The sequence below is a fragment of the Paenibacillus sp. LBL genome, from assembly GCF_029893715.1.
In the GTDB taxonomy this organism is placed as follows: Bacteria; Bacillota; Bacilli; order Paenibacillales; family Paenibacillaceae; genus Paenibacillus_AQ; species Paenibacillus_AQ glucanolyticus.
This window is the reverse complement of the sequence record NZ_JARXYU010000025.1, coordinates 19,340-36,747: the sequence shown is the minus strand read 5'-3', so window position 1 is coordinate 36,747 and position 17,408 is coordinate 19,340. Positions and strand designations below refer to the sequence as shown.

The following is a 17,408-nucleotide window of genomic DNA, read 5'->3' as shown; positions in this document are numbered from 1 at the left end:
CTCCTAAAACCAGCGCTTCCACGCCTTAATAACCTTGTCCGCTAATTGCTTGCTCCATGCAGGTAACCTGACTCTGGATGTGATCGGTCTCAGCATCCATTTCAAGAGTCGCCAAAAAGGCATGAGGCATTTAAGTACCAAACGCAACAGCGACAGGAGAAACTTCCATAGAAACCTTAACAACCCTAAGCATAACATCAGGATTCCTTTAATCGGATTCCAAAGCAACATGCGGAACAACTTGTACAAAAAGGACAATATGCCTTTTGTCACTTGAATTAACATTACCACAAAACGCTGGGTTATGACACTCCATAATAAAAAATAGATCCAAACCCCTATAAATAGCCCTACAAACACGTAAAAACGCAGTTGGCCGTTATTGGTGAAGTACAACATGCGAAAAATGAAGAACGCTGCCGCAATCCAGTAAAGGAAGTCTAGGGTATGCTTGGACCATTTTGGGAAATGGAGCTGCCCGGCCAGCACCCGGTAGCTGTCGAAGGCGACTCCCATCGCTGCTCCGGAGAAGAGCATCCAGAGCAGCGTGATCCATTGTACGCTTGGGTTCATTTAAACAGCTTACCGAGCAGGCTCTTATTCTTGGCCTGAGAACCGGGATTCAGGTAAATAAGTGAATGCACCTGACCTTCAATAGACAAAAGCCCCTCTTCCAGGCTGAGATTTTTAATATGTAAATTTTGCCCCCGAATGGTGAGATGCCCCAGCTCGGTCTGAAGCAGAAATTCTTCACTGTCAAAACTCTCCACATTTTGGACACCCGTTATGTCCAGCAGCTTCCGGTTCTGCATCCTCAGGTCATGAAACTTGCCCTTCCCTTGGTCGATCATGGCATGTACCCCTCCTTTTAACAATAGCTTATGGAAAGGTGCCTGTCTTTAGAACCCGGAAGCGCACTTCAGTGAAGATCATGGCATAAAAAACAGAAGCGTCCCCCTCACCCCATGTGAGAAGGACGCTTCATGTAACGGTTTAGGCTGCTTACCAGTCCAGACCGTGATCTTTAACGATCGGTTCTTCCTTGACCAAGGTATAGAGGCTGGTTGCCTCATCTTTACGGGTTGTCTCGGTAAGACGCTCGACCCGGACGGTCACGAGCTTCTGGCCAAACTGGACGGTGATCTCATCGCCCAATTTAACCGTGCTGCTCGGCTTCGCTTCACGGCCGTTGATCAGCACCCGGCCTTGATCCGATACATCTTTCGCTACGGTACGCCGCTTAATTAACCTCGATACTTTCAGGAATTTATCGACTCGCATTATTTTACAGCTTCTTTAAGTTTGTTGCCTGCTTTGAATGCAGGAACGTTCGATTCTGGAATTTCGATGGTGTTGCCTGTTTGCGGGTTACGGCCTGTGCGTCCAGCGCGTTTGCGAGTTTCGAAAGTACCGAAGCCGATCAATTGAACTTTATCACCATTAGCCAAAGCATCCGTGATTTCGCCAAGGAAGCCATTCAAGACGTTCTCAACGTCTTTTTTTGTCAATCCACTTTTACCGGAAATGTTGTTGATCAGATCTGTTTTGTTCATGAGTTAAATCCTCCCAATTATCAGAAAAATATAAGATTTACGGTTATTCGGTTAAACCGCCTTGCACTCTGCAAGATTTCACCATAAATGATTATTCTGGATGCCTTGCGGAATTCCTGCCGCAAATCCCTATTTTTTTATTTTTTCGTGAAAAGTTGCCTTTTTTCACCCGTGGATCCCGCCGTTGTGTGACGATCCCGATTTGGCAGCCTGCCATAGGGCTTCCATCTCGTCCAAAGTACTTCCCTCAACGGATTTTCCCTGCAAAGCAAGTTGCTCCTCTATGTAGCTGAAGCGACTGACAAATTTCCGGTTCGTTCTCGAAAGTGACTCTTCCGGGTCTGCTCCGATGAATCTTGCTGCATTGGAGACCGCGAACAGCAGATCGCCCAGCTCAAGTGCCGTATCCTCGGCTGACTGACCTTCGGCCACGGCCTGCCGCAGTTCACCAAGCTCCTCCTCAATCTTCTGGAACACACCTTCGATGTTATCCCAATCAAAGCCGACCTTGGATGCCTTCTTCTGAAGCTTGTACGCTTTCATCAATGCGGGAAGATCCCGCGGTATGCCGTCCAGTACAGAGGCTTTCTCTGGGGGGAGGCCTTTAAGGCGCTTCTCCTCGGCTTTCATCTGCTCCCAGTTCTGCAAGGCCGATTCCGCGTCTTTGGCGCTGCTCTCGCCAAAGACATGCGGATGACGGAAGATCAGCTTGTCATTCAGGGCTTGAATGACATCGTACACCGTAAAGGTACCGAGCTCCTCCTCCATCTGTGAATGCAGCATAATCTGCAGCAAGAGATCACCAAGCTCCTCCTGCATATGCTCAGGGTCATCCTCATCAATCGTCTCAAGCACCTCGTAGGTTTCCTCGATCAGATTTTTGCGGATGGACTCATGGGTCTGCTCACGGTCCCATGGGCAGCCTTCAGGACTGCGCAGAATGCCGATAATTTCATGAAGTCTGGCAAACGTCCTCTGCCGGAGCTGGCTGTCATCACTTCGAGGCACATAGACCAGCGACAGGTTCCCGTAACCTTCGATACGATCCAGTTCGTAGAGCGGCACACGCTGAATCGCTTCCTCGCCTTCAACGCCCAGCGCATGGCCCACGATAACCGGGTAATCGTCCGGATACAGTTCCATCAGCGCCAGCTTGACTTCCGAAGCGGTAAACATGTCATACACCTGGCCGATCAGGGTATGCAGCTGCGGCTGAAGGACGCTTGCTTGAAGCTCAGCTGCATCGAGAAGCTGGAAGCCCTCAATGGGATCGAAACCAAGGCGAACGAAGGCCTCGTCCAGAAAGCTCTCACCGCCGAGCACCGTCAGGGTCACATTCTCTCCCGGGCAGCGCTCCCGCAACAACCGAACCGTGGCTTCCGCTACCATGGGATGTCCCGGCACCGCGTAGACAATCTCACGATTATCCTCAGCAGCTCTGGCCAGGTTGATCAGAGCGGATGCAATGGATTCGTACACCTCAGGAAAGGTGTCATGTGCTTCATACACATGGTCAAACGATTCCGGATTGACCTGGAATTCATTTAACGCAGCGATTACGGGATGAGATAATGTGCGCACATACACCTTCGATGCCCGCTGCATGGTTTTTATGATGCCTATAGTCAATCGATCAGGATTGCCAGAACCCAGGCCGACCACCGTAATGGATGCACTCATACGATACTTCCTTTCGCTCTTCGTCCGCCTTATAGACGTCGTTATCGTACACTACTATATCACAGAAGATCAAACATCTCACGTTTGCCGTGCTTTTAGCGTAGCACACGCAAGGCTCGCAAGAAGGCTGCCAGCGGTCTTCCGACCTTCGGCAGCATCCGAAGCTCCTCCTCCGTGAGGAGCTTCGTGAGCGCGGCGCCGATGAGGAAGGCGCCGCCACCGGCCGCGACGCCGCTCAGGCTCCGGGCCGCGGAGGTAAGGCGGCCTGGGGCGAAGCCGGCCGCCGCCAAGATGCCGCTGGCCGCTTCGCCTGCGCCCCAGGCGGCCAGCGCCACCGCTGCGAGGACGGGCAACGTCCTCGCGAGCAGCCCGCCGGCGTCAAGCCGTGCGCCGGCACTGCGTGAGAGCAGCGCGAGATTGAGCGCTGCGGCGGTCAGGTGCGCAGCCACGCCAGCGATGGCTGCGCCGGTAATGCCCAGCTGCGGCACCAGCAGCAGGTTGAGCAGCAGCTTCAGTCCAGCCGCCGCCAGCAGATGGAGCGCTGGCGCCTTCACGACGCCGATGCCCTGAAGCAGCGCGGCTGTAATCGTGCTCAGCGTCCCTCCGGCCGCCGTGAAGGCAATCACCTGCATCGTCCCCGTACCGGCTGCATCTTCGTACAGCATGATGTTAATCGGCTCGGCAAGCACGGCCAGTCCTACGGAGGCCGTCATCCCGATCAGCCAGAACCAGCGAAGGGCCATACGGGTTTGCCCTGCAACACGGTCTGACTCTCCTCTGAACTTGGCTTCCGCCAGTGCAGGAATAAACAGAACCGACAAGGAGGCAGCCAGCATCGTAACCAGTTGGACCAGCGGCAGACCCCGGTTATAGATCCCAAACTCCGCCATCGTCAGCGCTTCACCAAGCCCGCTGGATTTCAACAGCCGCGGCACTGTGAAAGTGTCCACCAGTCCAATCAAAGGAACCGCAAGCAGACTGAGGCAAACCGGGATGCCGTAGGCAAGCAGGCGGCGAATTAGAACACCTGCTCCCTCTTTAGTTACATCGGCATGCTGCCCCGAATCGTTCATATCCGGTATGCCGAATGTTGAACTTCCTTCTCCTCCATGTACCTTGCCTCGATACCCCTTGATGTGCTTCCGCCAGTACAGCCCCATCACCAAGAGCCCGGCTGCACCGCCGGCGGCAGACCCCAGGAGCGCCCCGGCCGCAATCATATCTGCACGGGCTCCGGCACGAATCATGTAGAGCAGCAGCGCAATCATAACCCCTACACGGACAATCTGCTCCGTAATCTGGGAAATCGCCGTTGGCACCATATTGTGCAGACCCTGAAAATAACCGCGCAGTACCGCCATCCAAGGAACGAACGCCAAAGCCAATGCACCTGCGCGAAGCGCAGGAACCACTTGGCTGCTTCCGATCCATAGGCCAATCCATGGAGCGCAAACATACATCAGGAAACCCAGGATTAGACCAAACAGCACCAAGGTGATGGAAGACAGCTTCAGCAGCCGGTGGCTGTCCTCGGTTCGTCCCACCGCCTCATACTCCGCCACATATTTGGAGACGGCAGCCGGGAAACCGACAGCCGCAAGGGTAATCATCATCATATAAAACGGATAAACCGTGTTGTAGATGCCGAATACGGCATCTCCGCCCATATTTTGCAGCGGTATTTTTTGCAATGTTCCAATCAGCTTGGACAGAATCGCGGCCGCACTGAGAATAAACGCTCCCCGCAGGAGCCTTACGCCTGTTTGATCTGGTTTCATAGCCTTCTTCCAATCCCCTACATGATCTTTACGGATCACCAATCAACCATAATACGGATGCCGTCATGTGTATCTCCATTATAACCAAGGGTAGGGGAGCGGTACAAAACTATATCAGACAACAAAAACTCCCAACTGTCGATTGATCCTAAGATCAACATTCAGCGGGAGTCTCCATCCAAGGCGTCATATCCTCGTCTTACTGTTCCATTTGCTTGCCGAGGAAGCCTGCGGCCGTTTCAGACATCTTCACTTCCATTTCACCCATGTTCACGGATTCATCCTTGTTCATCAGCACAACGCTGCCAATCGGATCTCCTCCAGCTATGATAGGCGCAACCACAAAAGCGGACAAGGCTTCCGGGTTGTCTTTGCTGATCTCATAAGTACCGCTGTTGCTTTCCAGAACCGTCTTCCGATTCTCCATGCAGTTCTCCAGAAGGTTGCCAATCGGCTTGTCCAAATACTCCTTCTTGGAGCCGCCTGCTACAGCGATGAAGGTATCACGGTCAGAGATGATCGTGATGTGACCTGTGCTCTCATAAAGGGATTCCGCATATTCCTTCGCAAAATCGCCCAATTCACCGATAGGTGAATATTTCTTCAGAATGACTTCTCCATCCCGGTCAACGAAAATTTCGAGCGGGTCGCCTTCGCGAATCCGCAGTGTGCGTCTAATTTCTTTCGGAATGACCACGCGCCCGAGGTCATCAATACGGCGGACGATACCAGTAGCTTTCATGTCACTTGTTGCCCCACTTTCATTAAGAAGATTTTTCAACTACTGTTCCATTCGGGAAGAGGATGTCCCCAGGTATATAAGAGTTAATGTCTGACCATAGTATTCATCCATTCCCAATTCCTTATACATCATCTACCCTCTGTTGGTTGCGAAATCCAAAAATAAATTCATCAGGTCTTGGGGAAAAAAATCCATAACGCGCGATTTCGCACGTTATGGATTACAAATCCCGCCATTTGAGCCATTCGCTGTCTTACAATACTTGAATATTGGCAGCGCAGCACAAGATAATTAACGGGACGCTTGTCCGTCAAATTATTTGCCCGTGTCTTCCTTGCCAGCATCCGGTGTCTGGTCGCCCTCAGCCGGTTTATCGGTTGTGCCGTCCTTCTGCTCGTCACCTGTGCCTTCAGCAGGCTTGTCCGTATTCTCGCTCTTCGGAAGATCCATGCTCTCAATCAGATCGTTAAGCTCATTCTGCATGAAGTTATCGATCTTCGCGGAAGCAAGCTCATTCAGAATGCCTTCCTTCTGATCGGCAGGAAGCTTGTCATATGCAACTTCCTCGCGCTTCTCCACCTTCATGACATGGTAGCCGTAATCCGTCTCAACAGGAGCGCTGATTTTGTTCAGCTCAAGCGTCAGAGCTTTTTCCTTGAATTGCGGTACCCAAGAACCCGCAGGTTTGTTCTCAATCAGCCCCCCCTTGTCCTTGGAGGCCGGATCCTGGGAATATTCCTTCGCTACTGCGGCAAAATCCTCGCCTTTGTTCAGCTTGGTTTCCACTTCCTTGGCGATTTTAAGGGCTTCTCCCTCTGGTCGGTCCTTGCCTTCCGCATCTTTAAAGCTCACCAGGACATGGCGAACGCTGATGTTGGTATAATCCTTCTTGTTTGCATCGAAATCCTTCTTGATATCCTCTTCGGAGACCTGATTCTTCTCGTGCTCCATTACAGTCAGAACACGAAGCATGTAGTTCTTCAGGTCCTGCTCTGTCAATTTCTGCGTTTCCAAAGCTGCTTTGAACTGATCTTCGCCCATACCGTTCTTCTGCTGCTTGAGCAGATCATCGGCTTGCTTCTCGGCAGCTTCTTTTGCTTTATCGTCAGCTTTGGCATACAGGTATTCATACGCTACGCCCTGCTTGGCCAAATACTCTTTAAATTCATCCATCTGCAGAAATTGGGCGTATTCCGGAGACATGAACTGGATCATGCGCTGCTCCAGATCGAATTCCTTCTCGGTAATTTCTCCGCCTTTATATTTCACAATGACTTTACTGTTATCTTCTTTGGCACCCTCGGTTTTGTCGTTTCCGCATGCAGCGATCATCGACATGGATAGTACGGCTGTGATGGATACAATGAATGTCTTCCATGCCTTTTTATTTCTTAACGGCATTTTGTAGTTCTCCCTTCAGGTTGAATGGCCCTTGTGCAGCCTCCAGGAATTGCTCCAGCAATTCTAACAATTGTTGATCGGAAAGTCCCTTGCCTTTAATGCGAATAGCCATCGCAGGTCCTTGTTCAAATTGTACACGTCTTTCAAACATATTTCCAATCTGCGCAAGACCTGCTGTATTAACCGCCTTGTCCTGTCCTTCATAGAACTGCAGCAGCACATCGTCCCCGCGCTGAATAATCGAGTCGATCCCGTACGTACGACCATATACCTTCAAGCGGGAAACAGCAAGCAGGTTACTTACCGCCAGCGGCAGCTCGCCAAAGCGGTCAAGCAGCTCATCTTCAAGCTCAGCCGATTCGTCAATGGACGAGACGACCGCCACTTTTTTATAAATTTCGATTTTCTGAATGCTGTCATAAATGTAATCCGATGGCAGGTATGCGTCAATGCCCAGATCGATGGATGTATTCCAATCTTTTGTCTGCAGCGCAGGCTCGCCCAGCATGCTGACTTTGCGCTTCTGAATTTCCTCAGCCAGCATCTGCGAGTAGAGATCGAACCCGACAGAAGCAATGAATCCATGCTGCTCCGCTCCAAGCAGATTGCCGGCACCGCGAATCGACAAGTCCCGCATCGCGATCTTGAATCCGGAGCCAAGCTCCGTGAACTCTTTGATCGATTGCAGCCGCTTCTCCGCCACTTCGGTCAATACTTTATCGCGCTGGTACGTGAAGTAAGCGTAAGCGATGCGATTGGAACGCCCTACACGTCCGCGCAGCTGGTACAGCTGGGAGAGACCCATTTTGTCCGCATCGTGCACGATCAATGTGTTTACATTCGGAATGTCGACACCCGTCTCGATAATGCTCGTACTGACCAATACGTCGTATTCGCCATCCAGGAAGTCGAGAATTGTCTTCTCCAGCTCTGTCTCCGACATTTGACCGTGGCCGACACCCACTCTGGCCTCCGGCACAAGCATGGATATCTGAGCGGCCATCTCCTGAATGCCTTGAACCCGATTGTAGAGGTAGTAGACCTGACCGCCGCGGGCCAGCTCACGCTCGATAGCTTCCCGAACCAGGGTCTGGCTGTGCTCCACGACATAAGTCTGCACCGGAAAACGATTCTCCGGCGGTGTCTCAATAACCGACAAATCCCGAACGCCGAGCATCGACATATGCAATGTGCGGGGAATCGGCGTTGCCGTCAGCGTCAACACGTCGACATTGGTCTTCAGCTTCTTTAATTTCTCCTTATGCGTAACGCCAAACCGCTGTTCTTCATCCACGATAAGCAGTCCCAGATCTTTAAACACAATATCCTGAGACAGCAAGCGGTGTGTACCGATCAGAATATCGACGGAACCCTGCTTCACCTTTTTGATCGTCTCATTCTGTTCCTTACGACTGCGGAAACGGCTCAGCACCTGAATGTTGATCGGATAATTGGCAAAACGCTCCCGGAACGTCTCGTAATGCTGCTGCGCCAAAATCGTTGTCGGTACAAGTACCGCAACCTGCTTGCCTTCGATGGCCGACTTAAATGCAGCACGAACCGCCACTTCGGTTTTCCCGTAACCAACATCGCCGCACAGCAGCCGATCCATCGGTCGATTTTGCTCCATGTCTTTTTTGATCTCGGTAATGGCACGGAGTTGATCGGGTGTCTCGTCATAAGGGAACATGTCCTCGAATTCCTGCTGCTCTGACGTATCTTTCTCAAATCCGTATCCGGGAGCGGACTGACGCTCGGCGTACAGCTTAATCAGATCATCGGCAATATCCTGAACGGAGGAACGGACCTTGTTCTTGACCCGGGTCCATTCATTTCCGCCCAGCTTGTAAACCTTCGGCTCTTTATCTTCAGAACCGACATATTTCTGGATAAGATCGATCTGTTCAATCGGAACGGACAGCTTATCGCCACCAGCATACAAAATATGCATGTAATCCTTATGGATCCCGTTGATCTCCAGCGTCCCGATCCCCATATATTTCCCGATACCGTGGTTTTGATGCACCACATAATCGCCGACTTTGAGCTCTGTGTAACTCTTGATACGCTCGGCGTTGTCCATATTCTTCGTGCTTTTGCGAGTTTTGCGCTGCTTCGAGGAGAACATTTCGCTCTCTGTAATGATGGCGGCATGGACAGAAGGCATCTCGAAGCCATTCTGCAGATGCCCTTCAAGCATCACCGGCTCGTCAATGCCATAGTCCTGCAGCACTCGCCGCATGCGGTCCATCCGCTCCGCATCGCCCGCCAGCATCATGACCTGAACGCCAGATTTCTTCCAGCGCTCCATCTCCGCCTTAAGCACGTTCATCTGACCATGGAAATCCTGCATGCCGCGCGTGATGACATTAATGATATTCTGCGGCTGCATTCTTGGCACCTGACGCAGGAAGATCGAGATCAGCAGGCTTTGATATGGATGCTGATAGATCAGTTCCTCCGTATCCAGCGACAACGGCAGCTCCGGAAGGGATTTGCCATTCTGCATCAGATGCAAATTCCATTCGGCCTCATCCCGTTCCAGCTGCTTCGCTGTTTCGAGCAGACGTGCCGGTTCATCCATAATCAGAATGGTATCCTTCGGCATGTAATCATACAGATTGGTCTTCTCCGGATATAACAAAGAAATATATTTATAGAGCTCAGGGAAATAAATCCGCTCGCGCAGCATTTCAACTTCGCGGTGTATTTCATCCCGCAAACGGAGCTTGGCTTGGCGGTCACTCATACGTTCGAGCTGCGCCTCCAGCAGACGAACCACCGTATCAGCCGTACGGCTGAGCCGCTCCGAATCCGCAATAATCTCCTTGCACGGCGTGATGACTACTTCCCGAACCTTATCAATCGAGCGCTGATCGATGGGGTCGAATGTTCGAATCGAGTCGATATCCTCATCAAACAGCTCAATACGGTAGGCCATCGTCGTTGTCATCGGATAGAAATCGATGATGCCGCCGCGGACACTCATCTCACCGCGGCTCTCAACCCGTTCCACCCGCTCATATCCCATCTCAACCATCCGATTCAAGAAGGAATCCAGCACAAGCGTCCCGCCATCATGAAGCACGATCCGGGCATCCGACATCACTTCCGGTGCTGGAAGAAGCCGGCGCACGCCGGAAAATGGCGCAACGACAATACCCCGGAAGCCCCTGGCACAGCGGACGAGTACATCAATCCGTTGTGCCAGAGTCTCGGGGCTTGATACCGCCGACTCAGCCGCTACCAGTTCATTCGCTGGGTATAACAGCACTTGATCAGATGATAGCGCTTCCTGCAGATCATCCGCGATTTTCTGGGCTGAAAACATATTATGAGTCACAACGAGCAGCGGGCGCTGCTGGTCTTGATGCAGTGCAGCCATTAAGATTTGCCTGGACGACCCGGAAAGACCGGAGATCAATTGCTCCCTCATACCGGCATTAACCCCGGCCGTAATGGATTTGAAATCCGAATCCTTCGAAAATACATCAATAAGTGCTTGTAACAAAAGGGGGCACCTCTCTTATGCAAAAGAAATGAATTTCCTAGAATCTATTTCTCATGGAATTTTAAACATTTGCCAAAAAATTATAACCGAAAAGAAGCCTTGAGCAAAACTGCCAAGGCTAGGGCAGCGGCAGACTATGCCACTGTATGTCTTCTACGATAAAGCATCGTGTACCCCATTATACTCTCATTGCAGGGGATTTGCCAAAAGACTAAGCTCCGGATGGGCTTCGAGCGCTTCCCTGCAATGATCGCAGGTTACCCGAACCATAACTTCTCCGTTAAAATCATACGCTATTATATCCTTGCGTTCCTCAGGGGTCAAGGAATCAAAACCAAGACGTGCTTCGGATACATGATTGGAATCGATGCGGCCCTGAAACGCTCGACAGTGTCTACAAACATAGGTTATCGCCATCATATGCCTCCTGAAGGTTGTATATACCTTCAGTATGCCCGGACTTTCCTTGTTTAAGACGCTGTTCTTCTGCTTCGGGAGCCTTAATACATCTCTTGTATGTCTGCATCATATGATGCTCCTCTAGGATTTGTTAAACTTCGCCATCGTCTGTTCAAAGGTATGATCCAGGCTGAACTCCAGCGCATCGCAGGTTTCTTCCACCATGCTCTGCAGCTGCTCACGCTCCTTCTTCGGAAAGGTGCCCAGCACATAGTCTACGATGGCATAACCCGGCTCCGGCCTGGATATTCCCATGCGGACACGGTTAAAGCTTTGAGTGCCCGTATGCTGAATGATGGATTTGATGCCATTATGTCCTCCCGCACTGCCCTGATAGCGCAGACGGATCTTGCCAACGACGGTATCCAAATCATCATAAACTACAATCATATCTTCCAGATTTACTTTATAATAATCCATATAGGCGCGTACAGCCTCGCCTGAGAGATTCATAAAGGTCATCGGTTTGATCAAAACGGTCTTGGAACCGCCAATCATCCCTTCGGCGATGACCGATTTGCACTTGTTCTGATTGAACTTCATGCCATGACGCTCCGCCAGAGCATCCAGTGCCATGAACCCAACATTGTGGCGTGTCTTCTCATAAGCTGGACCAGGGTTGCCCAGTCCGACAATCCATTTCATCACTGGTTGATTCCTTTCACGATTTATACTTTCTTCTTTGCGCATTTCTGAGTACAATATGAACAAAACCTATTGGCGTAATGCCCTCATAAGAAGGTGAATCGGCATTGAAAGCTTTTGAACAGAAATTAACGCATCACAGCCATTTTCAATACCATATGAAGCATGGCATCCCCGTTCAAGTCTATGAACTCGGTTGTCACATAGACGTGGGTCTGATCACTGCAGTCGACGCCTATTTTGTTGAGCTTGAGGGAACGCTGTACAATCGGAGTACGTTCACTTTCATTTCCAGGCCCGGATACTGACATGGCCAACCGTGTATTAACAGGCCTCTATTATGAAAACGTTTACTTCACAGTTGTTCAACTGCGATGCCGGGGTAAGGCCGAGCCAAAGTCACCATAGCCGACAAGGGCTACATTTCCTAATAAGGAGATGTAACCCTGTCCGGCACGGTTTATTATTCTATTTCAAACAATTTACTAATCGATAATTCCTCGTGAACCCGAATGATGGCTTCTCCCATCAATGGAGCAACCGACAGCACGGTCAGCTTGCTGCTAGGATTAGGATTGGTGATCGGAATGGTGTCTGTTACAACAACTTCCTTCAGCGGAGAGTTCTCCAGACGCTCATGGGCAGGGCCCGAGAGAACCGGATGTGTACAGCACGCATACACTTCTTTTACGCCGCCTTCCATCAACGCGTTGGCACCCAGCACAATCGTTCCGGCTGTATCGATAATGTCATCGATCAGAATGGCTGTTTTGCCTTCGATATTCCCGATGATGTTCATGACTTCACTGACGTTCGGCTCCGGACGGCGCTTATCGATAATGGCCAGCGGAGCATTCAGGAAATCAGCCAGCTTTCTTGCACGAACCACACCGCCGTGATCCGGAGATACAACGACTGGGTTCTCAATCTGCTTCGAGCGGAAGTATTGTGCAAGAATCGGTACGCCGAGCAGATGATCCACCGGAATATCAAAGAAGCCTTGAATCTGCATCGCATGCAGGTCCATCGTTATGACGCGATGAGCTCCTGCCTTCTCGATTAGGTTCGCAACCAGCTTTGCAGTGATCGGATCCCGCGAACGCGCTTTACGGTCTTGACGGGCATATCCGTAATACGGAATAACCACGTTGATGCTCTTCGCGGATGCCCGCTTGAGCGCATCCACCATAACCAGCAGCTCCATCAGGTTATCATTCACCGGCAGGCAGGTAGACTGTACGATATATACGTGGCAGCCCCGTACGCTCTCGGAGAGCTTTACTTGAATCTCGCCGTCACTAAAGCTGGTTGTATGCGATTCCCCCATCGGAATGCCGATATAGTCAGCGATTTGATGAGCAAGTTTAGGATTGGAATTACACGTGAATATTTTTAATTTAGAATCAAGATAAGTCATAGAATAAAAACCCTCCGTGCTGGTTCGTTGAATTAGGCTATCCGATCACCGCTTCCCATCTTCGCGAGAGAAGCAGGCGTATTACGATTTACTTGTTCTTCTTAGCAATAGCGCGTGCCCGAATCTTCTCTGCATATCCAGGCTTGTTCTCTTGACGCTGTCTGGCAATGGCCAGATCATTGTCGGAAACCGAATGCGTAATGGTGGAGCCTGCAACAACGAATGCGCCCTTGCCTACCTTCACCGGTGCAATCAAATTCACATTACTGCCGATAAATGCATCATCTTCAATCTCGGTAATGGATTTATTATAACCATCATAGTTGACAGTAATCGCTCCACAGCCGATATTGACGTTTTTGCCGACCTTGGCATCGCCAACATAACTGAGATGGGATACTTTTGAGCCGTTGTCAATCGTGGCATTCTTCACTTCAACGAAGTCGCCAACCTTCACATCTTCACCCAACTTGGCGCCTGGGCGGAGATAAGCAAAAGGCCCCACCGATGTCCGCGAGCCGACTTCAGCACTGCTGAGCACCGAATGTTTGACGCTGGCACCATTGGCGATAACGGAGTCTTCAATATCCGTATCGGGTCCGATCACACAGTCTTCTCCGATCACCGTATTCCCCTTCAGGATGGTACCGGGATAGAGCACGGTGTCAGAACCAATAGTGACATCAGCACCGATATACGTCGAAGCAGGGTCAATGATGGTAACACCGTTCAACATGTGCGTGCGGTTGATGCGCTCTCTCATGAAGCCTTCGGCCTCTGATAGCGCAAGACGATCGTTGACGCCAATCGATTCCGCATAATCATTCGTCTGATAAGCAAGCACGGTCTCGCCGGCTTGTTTCAGGATACCGATGCAATCGGTCAGGTAATATTCTTGCTGCGCATTCTGATTGGTTACCTTATCCAGTGCAGCGAATAGCTTTTTATTGTCAAAACAATAGGTACCGGTATTAATTTCAGTAACTGCGTCCTCTTCCGGACTGCAGTCTTTCTGCTCGACAATCCGAAGTGCACTGCCATCCTCGCCACGGATGACCCGGCCGTAGCCTTTGGGGTTGTCCATATGCGCGGTAAGCACCGTAGCGGCCGCGTTGTTGCTCTCATGAAGCTTCAAAAGATTTTCCAGTGTCTCTGAAGTCACCAGTGGAGTATCCCCGCAAATGACAATCGTGGATCCTTCCTCAGCGCCAAGAAGTTCCTTGGCTTGCTTCACAGCGTGACCCGTACCGAGCTGCTGTTCCTGCAGAACATATTCGGCTGCGTCTTGCAGATATGTGCGGACGGCTTCCGCGCCGTGACCAACGACCACAACACTGCGTTCACAGTTCACCTGCTGTACCGTTTGCAATACATGTCCTACCATCGGCTTGCCACAAACAGGATGCAGCACTTTATATAGTTTGGATTTCATACGTTTGCCCTGCCCAGCGGCGAGCACAATAGCAAATCTTTTCAAGGGCCATGCCTCCTCCTCTTGAACTCACTACTGAATATATATCATTCTACAAAAAAAGAAAAGAGAGCCATAGGTATGGCTCTCTTTTCCTTGAACCCCAATTGTAGAACTTAAGCGCCTTCTTCAATCACTTCTTCTTCTGTAGCCGCGCGCTCATACTCGGCCAATACAGCCGATTGAATCTTCTCGCGGGTACCGGAAGAAATGGGATGGGCAATGTCGCGGAATTCTCCATCAGGAGTGCGTTTGCTCGGCATTGCAACAAACATTCCATTGTTTCCGTCGATGACGCGAATGTCGTGAACGACAAATTCATTATCGATGGTAATGGATGCGATTGCCTTCATTCTCCCCTCAGAGTTAACACGGCGGAGTCTGACATCCGTAATTTGCATATGTGTTCACCACCTTTTTCCATCAGAGACTTGGTGTATAATTCCACACAGCAAACCCGAAATCCTTCTTTTTTCTACTATAAAATGTCCTAAAAACAGGAATTTTTTTTAGAAAGTGATATTTTCGACAGACTTCGGGCAAATTCGAATGAAAACGCTATTATATCGACAAATATCGCGATCCTATTTTTCGAAGTAATTACCTGGGTTCACGGTAATCCTCTTCGTTTTGGAGTCCACATCGCTTAGGATGGCGAGTGAGATATAGTCCTCCAGAAGCCTTTCCTCGGTTTCAACCGCTCCCGACTCTACCAATACACCTACACCTGCGACTTCGGCATTAAATTCACCCAGCAGATCGACCATACCTTGTATGGTACCCCCCGCCTTCATAAAATCATCCACAATCAGTACACGGGAGCGTTCTTTGAGCGCCCGGCGGGACAATGACATGGTGTGAATGCTCTTGTGTGAGCCCGATACATAATTGATGCTTACGGCCGATCCTTCCGTCACTTGATGGTCCCGGCGAACTAGTACGACCGGCAGGTTCAGCTGGGCCGCTGTCGCATAAGCCAGCGGAATCCCCTTGGTTTCCACCGTCATGACTACATCAATATCCCGGTCCGAGAATGCGGTAGCAATGATCTTGCCCGCCTCGTTCATCAGCGAAGGCTGTCCAAGCAGATCCGACATGTACAGGTAACCCCCCGGCAAAATCCGGTCCGATTGCTGAAGCTGCTGACACAGCTCCTCGGCAAACCGCAGCGCATGATCCTTGCGCAGCTTCGGAATGTGCCGGACTCCGCCCGCTGCACCAGCCAGCGTCTGGAGCTCTCCGAGCCCCTCACTCTCAAATACGTCCTTAATGATCGCCAAATCCTCACTGATCGATGACTTGGCCGCTCCATATCGCTCGGCGAACGTCGTCAGCGGAATCAACGTATGCGGTTTGGATAGTAAATATTGGGTCATGTCGACCAATCGTTCGCTTCGTTTTAATTTTTTCACTAGGGTTCCTCGCTAAATCCGAATATTATATGTTAAATATAACACTTTTGTACGTATTTATACAACTTCAATTGAAATTCGCCCCCGAATTGTCAATAATAACCGTTTCTAGGTAAGCAGGCGAACAGCATACACTTCCTTGCAGAAACCCCGCAGACCATTATAAATCCGGGCCACCTTGGATTCCTTCGATACCAGACCGAAGACCGTAGGTCCGCTTCCGGACATCAACGCTCCATCGGCTCCCAGCTTCAGCATCCCTTCCTTCAGCTGCTGAACCTCGGGGTGCATCTTCAAGGTAACCTCCTCCAGCACGTTGCCAAGCGATTGGCACATCAACTGGAAGCTGCCCTGCGAAAGCGCCTCTACCATACGCTCAGCGGATGGATGGTGCTGGATCTGCTCGCTGCGCAGACGGCCGTAAACTTCCGCCGTCGATACGTTGATCGGCGGCTTCGCCACGATCACCCAGCACTGCGGCGGATTCGGGATCGGCGTCAGCACCTCGCCGCGCCCTGTCGCCAGTGCTGTGCCGCCGGTTACGCAGAACGGCACATCCGAGCCGAGCTCCGCGCCAAGCGCAAGCAGCTCTTGCTGGGGGATGTTCAGCTCCCAGAGGCGGTTCAACCCACGCAGAGTTGCCGCTGCATCACTGCTGCCTCCTGCGAGTCCTGCCGCGACGGGAATTTTTTTGTCCAGGTGAATGTGCACACCCTTCTTCACGTCGTAGCGCTCTTTGATTAGTCTTGCTGCCTGAAAGGCCAAATTCTTCTCGTCCAGCGGTATGTATCCTGCCTGTGAGGTGATGATAATGGTATCCCGCCTCTGTTCCGACATTTCGAGCCGGTCGGCGAGGTCGATCATCGTCATGACCATCTCTACCTCATGAAAGCCGTCAGGACGTTTATGGAGTACATCCAGCATCAAATTAATTTTGGCCGGTGCTTTTTCGTATATTTTCAAGAACGTTCACCTATCCTTAGCTTTTCCCATATGCTTGAACTTACCATATTCGGAGAAAAACATCTATTGCCTCTATCTTAACAAACTCCGGCGATGAAGTCATGGGACCGTCCGTTGCAGCGTACCCGTGCCGCTTGAGCCGCAATAAAATAACAGGGCCTCCCGCTTTACGGAAGGCCCTGCCCTGTGGTTTACAGATCTGATTTGCTAGCTGCCCGCTCTGCGAGCTCAATCGCCCGTTTTACCATGTTGCCGGCATCCTTGGCTTTAATGCCTCCCCAGCCTTCCTTCTGCACGGTGTCGTAAAATCCCAATTCCTTAGCCAATTCGGTCTTCAGTTGATCTGACATAATACTGCGCCTTCTCCGGCTCATCA

The 17,408-nt window shown here is 50.9% G+C and carries 18 protein-coding genes; 1 reads left to right on the top strand and 17 read right to left on the bottom strand.

Annotation, left to right across the window (positions count from 1 at the left end; all coding sequences use genetic code 11):
• Positions 1-3: 3 nt before the first annotated feature.
• From yabQ to pth, 11 genes are all read right to left on the bottom strand, one after another.
• Positions 4-573: a spore cortex biosynthesis protein YabQ gene (yabQ, locus tag M2277_RS29405; protein ID WP_006207433.1), complete on the bottom strand. Its 570-nt coding sequence runs from the start codon at positions 571-573 to the stop codon at positions 4-6.
• Positions 570-851 carry a sporulation protein YabP gene (gene yabP / locus M2277_RS29400; RefSeq protein ID WP_006207432.1) on the bottom strand — a complete coding sequence of 94 codons (282 nt, stop codon included), beginning with the start codon at positions 849-851 and terminating at the stop codon, positions 570-572. The genes yabQ and yabP overlap by 4 nt, the downstream gene beginning before the upstream one ends.
• A gap of 151 nt (positions 852-1,002) precedes the next feature.
• The gene (locus tag M2277_RS29395) at positions 1,003-1,281 is read right to left on the bottom strand and encodes an RNA-binding S4 domain-containing protein (protein ID WP_006207431.1); all 279 of its coding nucleotides are present in this window, start codon (positions 1,279-1,281) and stop codon (positions 1,003-1,005) included.
• On the bottom strand, positions 1,281-1,553 hold the full coding sequence (locus M2277_RS29390) for an HU family DNA-binding protein (protein WP_036640966.1): 273 nt from the start codon (positions 1,551-1,553) through the stop codon (positions 1,281-1,283). The genes M2277_RS29395 and M2277_RS29390 overlap by 1 nt, the downstream gene beginning before the upstream one ends.
• Before the next feature lie 165 nt (positions 1,554-1,718).
• Complete coding sequence (gene yabN, locus M2277_RS29385) at positions 1,719-3,233, bottom strand: bifunctional methyltransferase/pyrophosphohydrolase YabN (RefSeq protein WP_280756260.1); 1,515 nt, start codon at positions 3,231-3,233, stop codon at positions 1,719-1,721.
• A 95-nt stretch (positions 3,234-3,328) separates the two neighbouring features.
• A complete protein-coding gene (locus M2277_RS29380; RefSeq protein WP_006207428.1) occupies positions 3,329-5,011 on the bottom strand; it encodes a putative polysaccharide biosynthesis protein in 1,683 nt (560 codons plus the stop codon).
• A 199-nt stretch (positions 5,012-5,210) separates the two neighbouring features.
• Positions 5,211-5,753, bottom strand: coding sequence for a stage V sporulation protein T (spoVT, locus tag M2277_RS29375; protein WP_006207427.1), 543 nt, complete (start codon positions 5,751-5,753; stop codon positions 5,211-5,213).
• Positions 5,754-6,068: 315 nt separating this feature from the next.
• The gene (locus M2277_RS29370; protein ID WP_076151268.1) at positions 6,069-7,154 is read right to left on the bottom strand and encodes a peptidylprolyl isomerase; all 1,086 of its coding nucleotides are present in this window, start codon (positions 7,152-7,154) and stop codon (positions 6,069-6,071) included.
• Positions 7,138-10,665, bottom strand: coding sequence for a transcription-repair coupling factor (gene mfd, locus M2277_RS29365; protein WP_280756259.1), 3,528 nt, complete (start codon positions 10,663-10,665; stop codon positions 7,138-7,140). The genes M2277_RS29370 and mfd overlap by 17 nt, the downstream gene beginning before the upstream one ends.
• A gap of 186 nt (positions 10,666-10,851) precedes the next feature.
• A complete protein-coding gene (locus tag M2277_RS29360) occupies positions 10,852-11,082 on the bottom strand; it encodes an anti-sigma-F factor Fin family protein (protein WP_006207424.1) in 231 nt (76 codons plus the stop codon).
• Positions 11,083-11,205: 123 nt separating this feature from the next.
• Entirely contained in the window at positions 11,206-11,769 is a 564-nt protein-coding gene (gene pth, locus M2277_RS29355; protein WP_006207423.1) for an aminoacyl-tRNA hydrolase, read from the bottom strand.
• A gap of 107 nt (positions 11,770-11,876) precedes the next feature.
• On the opposite strand from pth, the gene M2277_RS29350 reads away from it, so the two are divergent.
• Positions 11,877-12,077 carry a hypothetical protein gene (locus tag M2277_RS29350; protein WP_006207422.1) on the top strand — a complete coding sequence of 67 codons (201 nt, stop codon included), beginning with the start codon at positions 11,877-11,879 and terminating at the stop codon, positions 12,075-12,077.
• Positions 12,078-12,232: 155 nt separating this feature from the next.
• On the opposite strand, the gene M2277_RS29345 is transcribed toward M2277_RS29350, so the two are convergent.
• The 6 genes from M2277_RS29345 to M2277_RS29320 form a co-directional block, all read right to left on the bottom strand.
• Positions 12,233-13,186, bottom strand: a complete 954-nt coding sequence (locus M2277_RS29345; protein WP_006207421.1) for a ribose-phosphate diphosphokinase — start codon at positions 13,184-13,186, stop codon at positions 12,233-12,235.
• 88 nt (positions 13,187-13,274) lie between these two features.
• Complete coding sequence (gene glmU, locus M2277_RS29340) at positions 13,275-14,663, bottom strand: bifunctional UDP-N-acetylglucosamine diphosphorylase/glucosamine-1-phosphate N-acetyltransferase GlmU (RefSeq protein WP_006207420.1); 1,389 nt, start codon at positions 14,661-14,663, stop codon at positions 13,275-13,277.
• Positions 14,664-14,773: 110 nt separating this feature from the next.
• Positions 14,774-15,058, bottom strand: a complete 285-nt coding sequence (gene spoVG / locus M2277_RS29335) for a septation regulator SpoVG (protein ID WP_006207419.1) — start codon at positions 15,056-15,058, stop codon at positions 14,774-14,776.
• A 183-nt stretch (positions 15,059-15,241) separates the two neighbouring features.
• Complete coding sequence (purR, locus tag M2277_RS29330) at positions 15,242-16,069, bottom strand: pur operon repressor (RefSeq protein ID WP_006207418.1); 828 nt, start codon at positions 16,067-16,069, stop codon at positions 15,242-15,244.
• A 108-nt stretch (positions 16,070-16,177) separates the two neighbouring features.
• Positions 16,178-17,032: a 4-(cytidine 5'-diphospho)-2-C-methyl-D-erythritol kinase gene (gene ispE, locus M2277_RS29325; protein ID WP_006207417.1), complete on the bottom strand. Its 855-nt coding sequence runs from the start codon at positions 17,030-17,032 to the stop codon at positions 16,178-16,180.
• A 191-nt stretch (positions 17,033-17,223) separates the two neighbouring features.
• Positions 17,224-17,406 carry a small, acid-soluble spore protein, alpha/beta type gene (locus M2277_RS29320; RefSeq protein WP_006207416.1) on the bottom strand — a complete coding sequence of 61 codons (183 nt, stop codon included), beginning with the start codon at positions 17,404-17,406 and terminating at the stop codon, positions 17,224-17,226.
• Between the last annotated feature and the right edge of the window lie 2 nt (positions 17,407-17,408).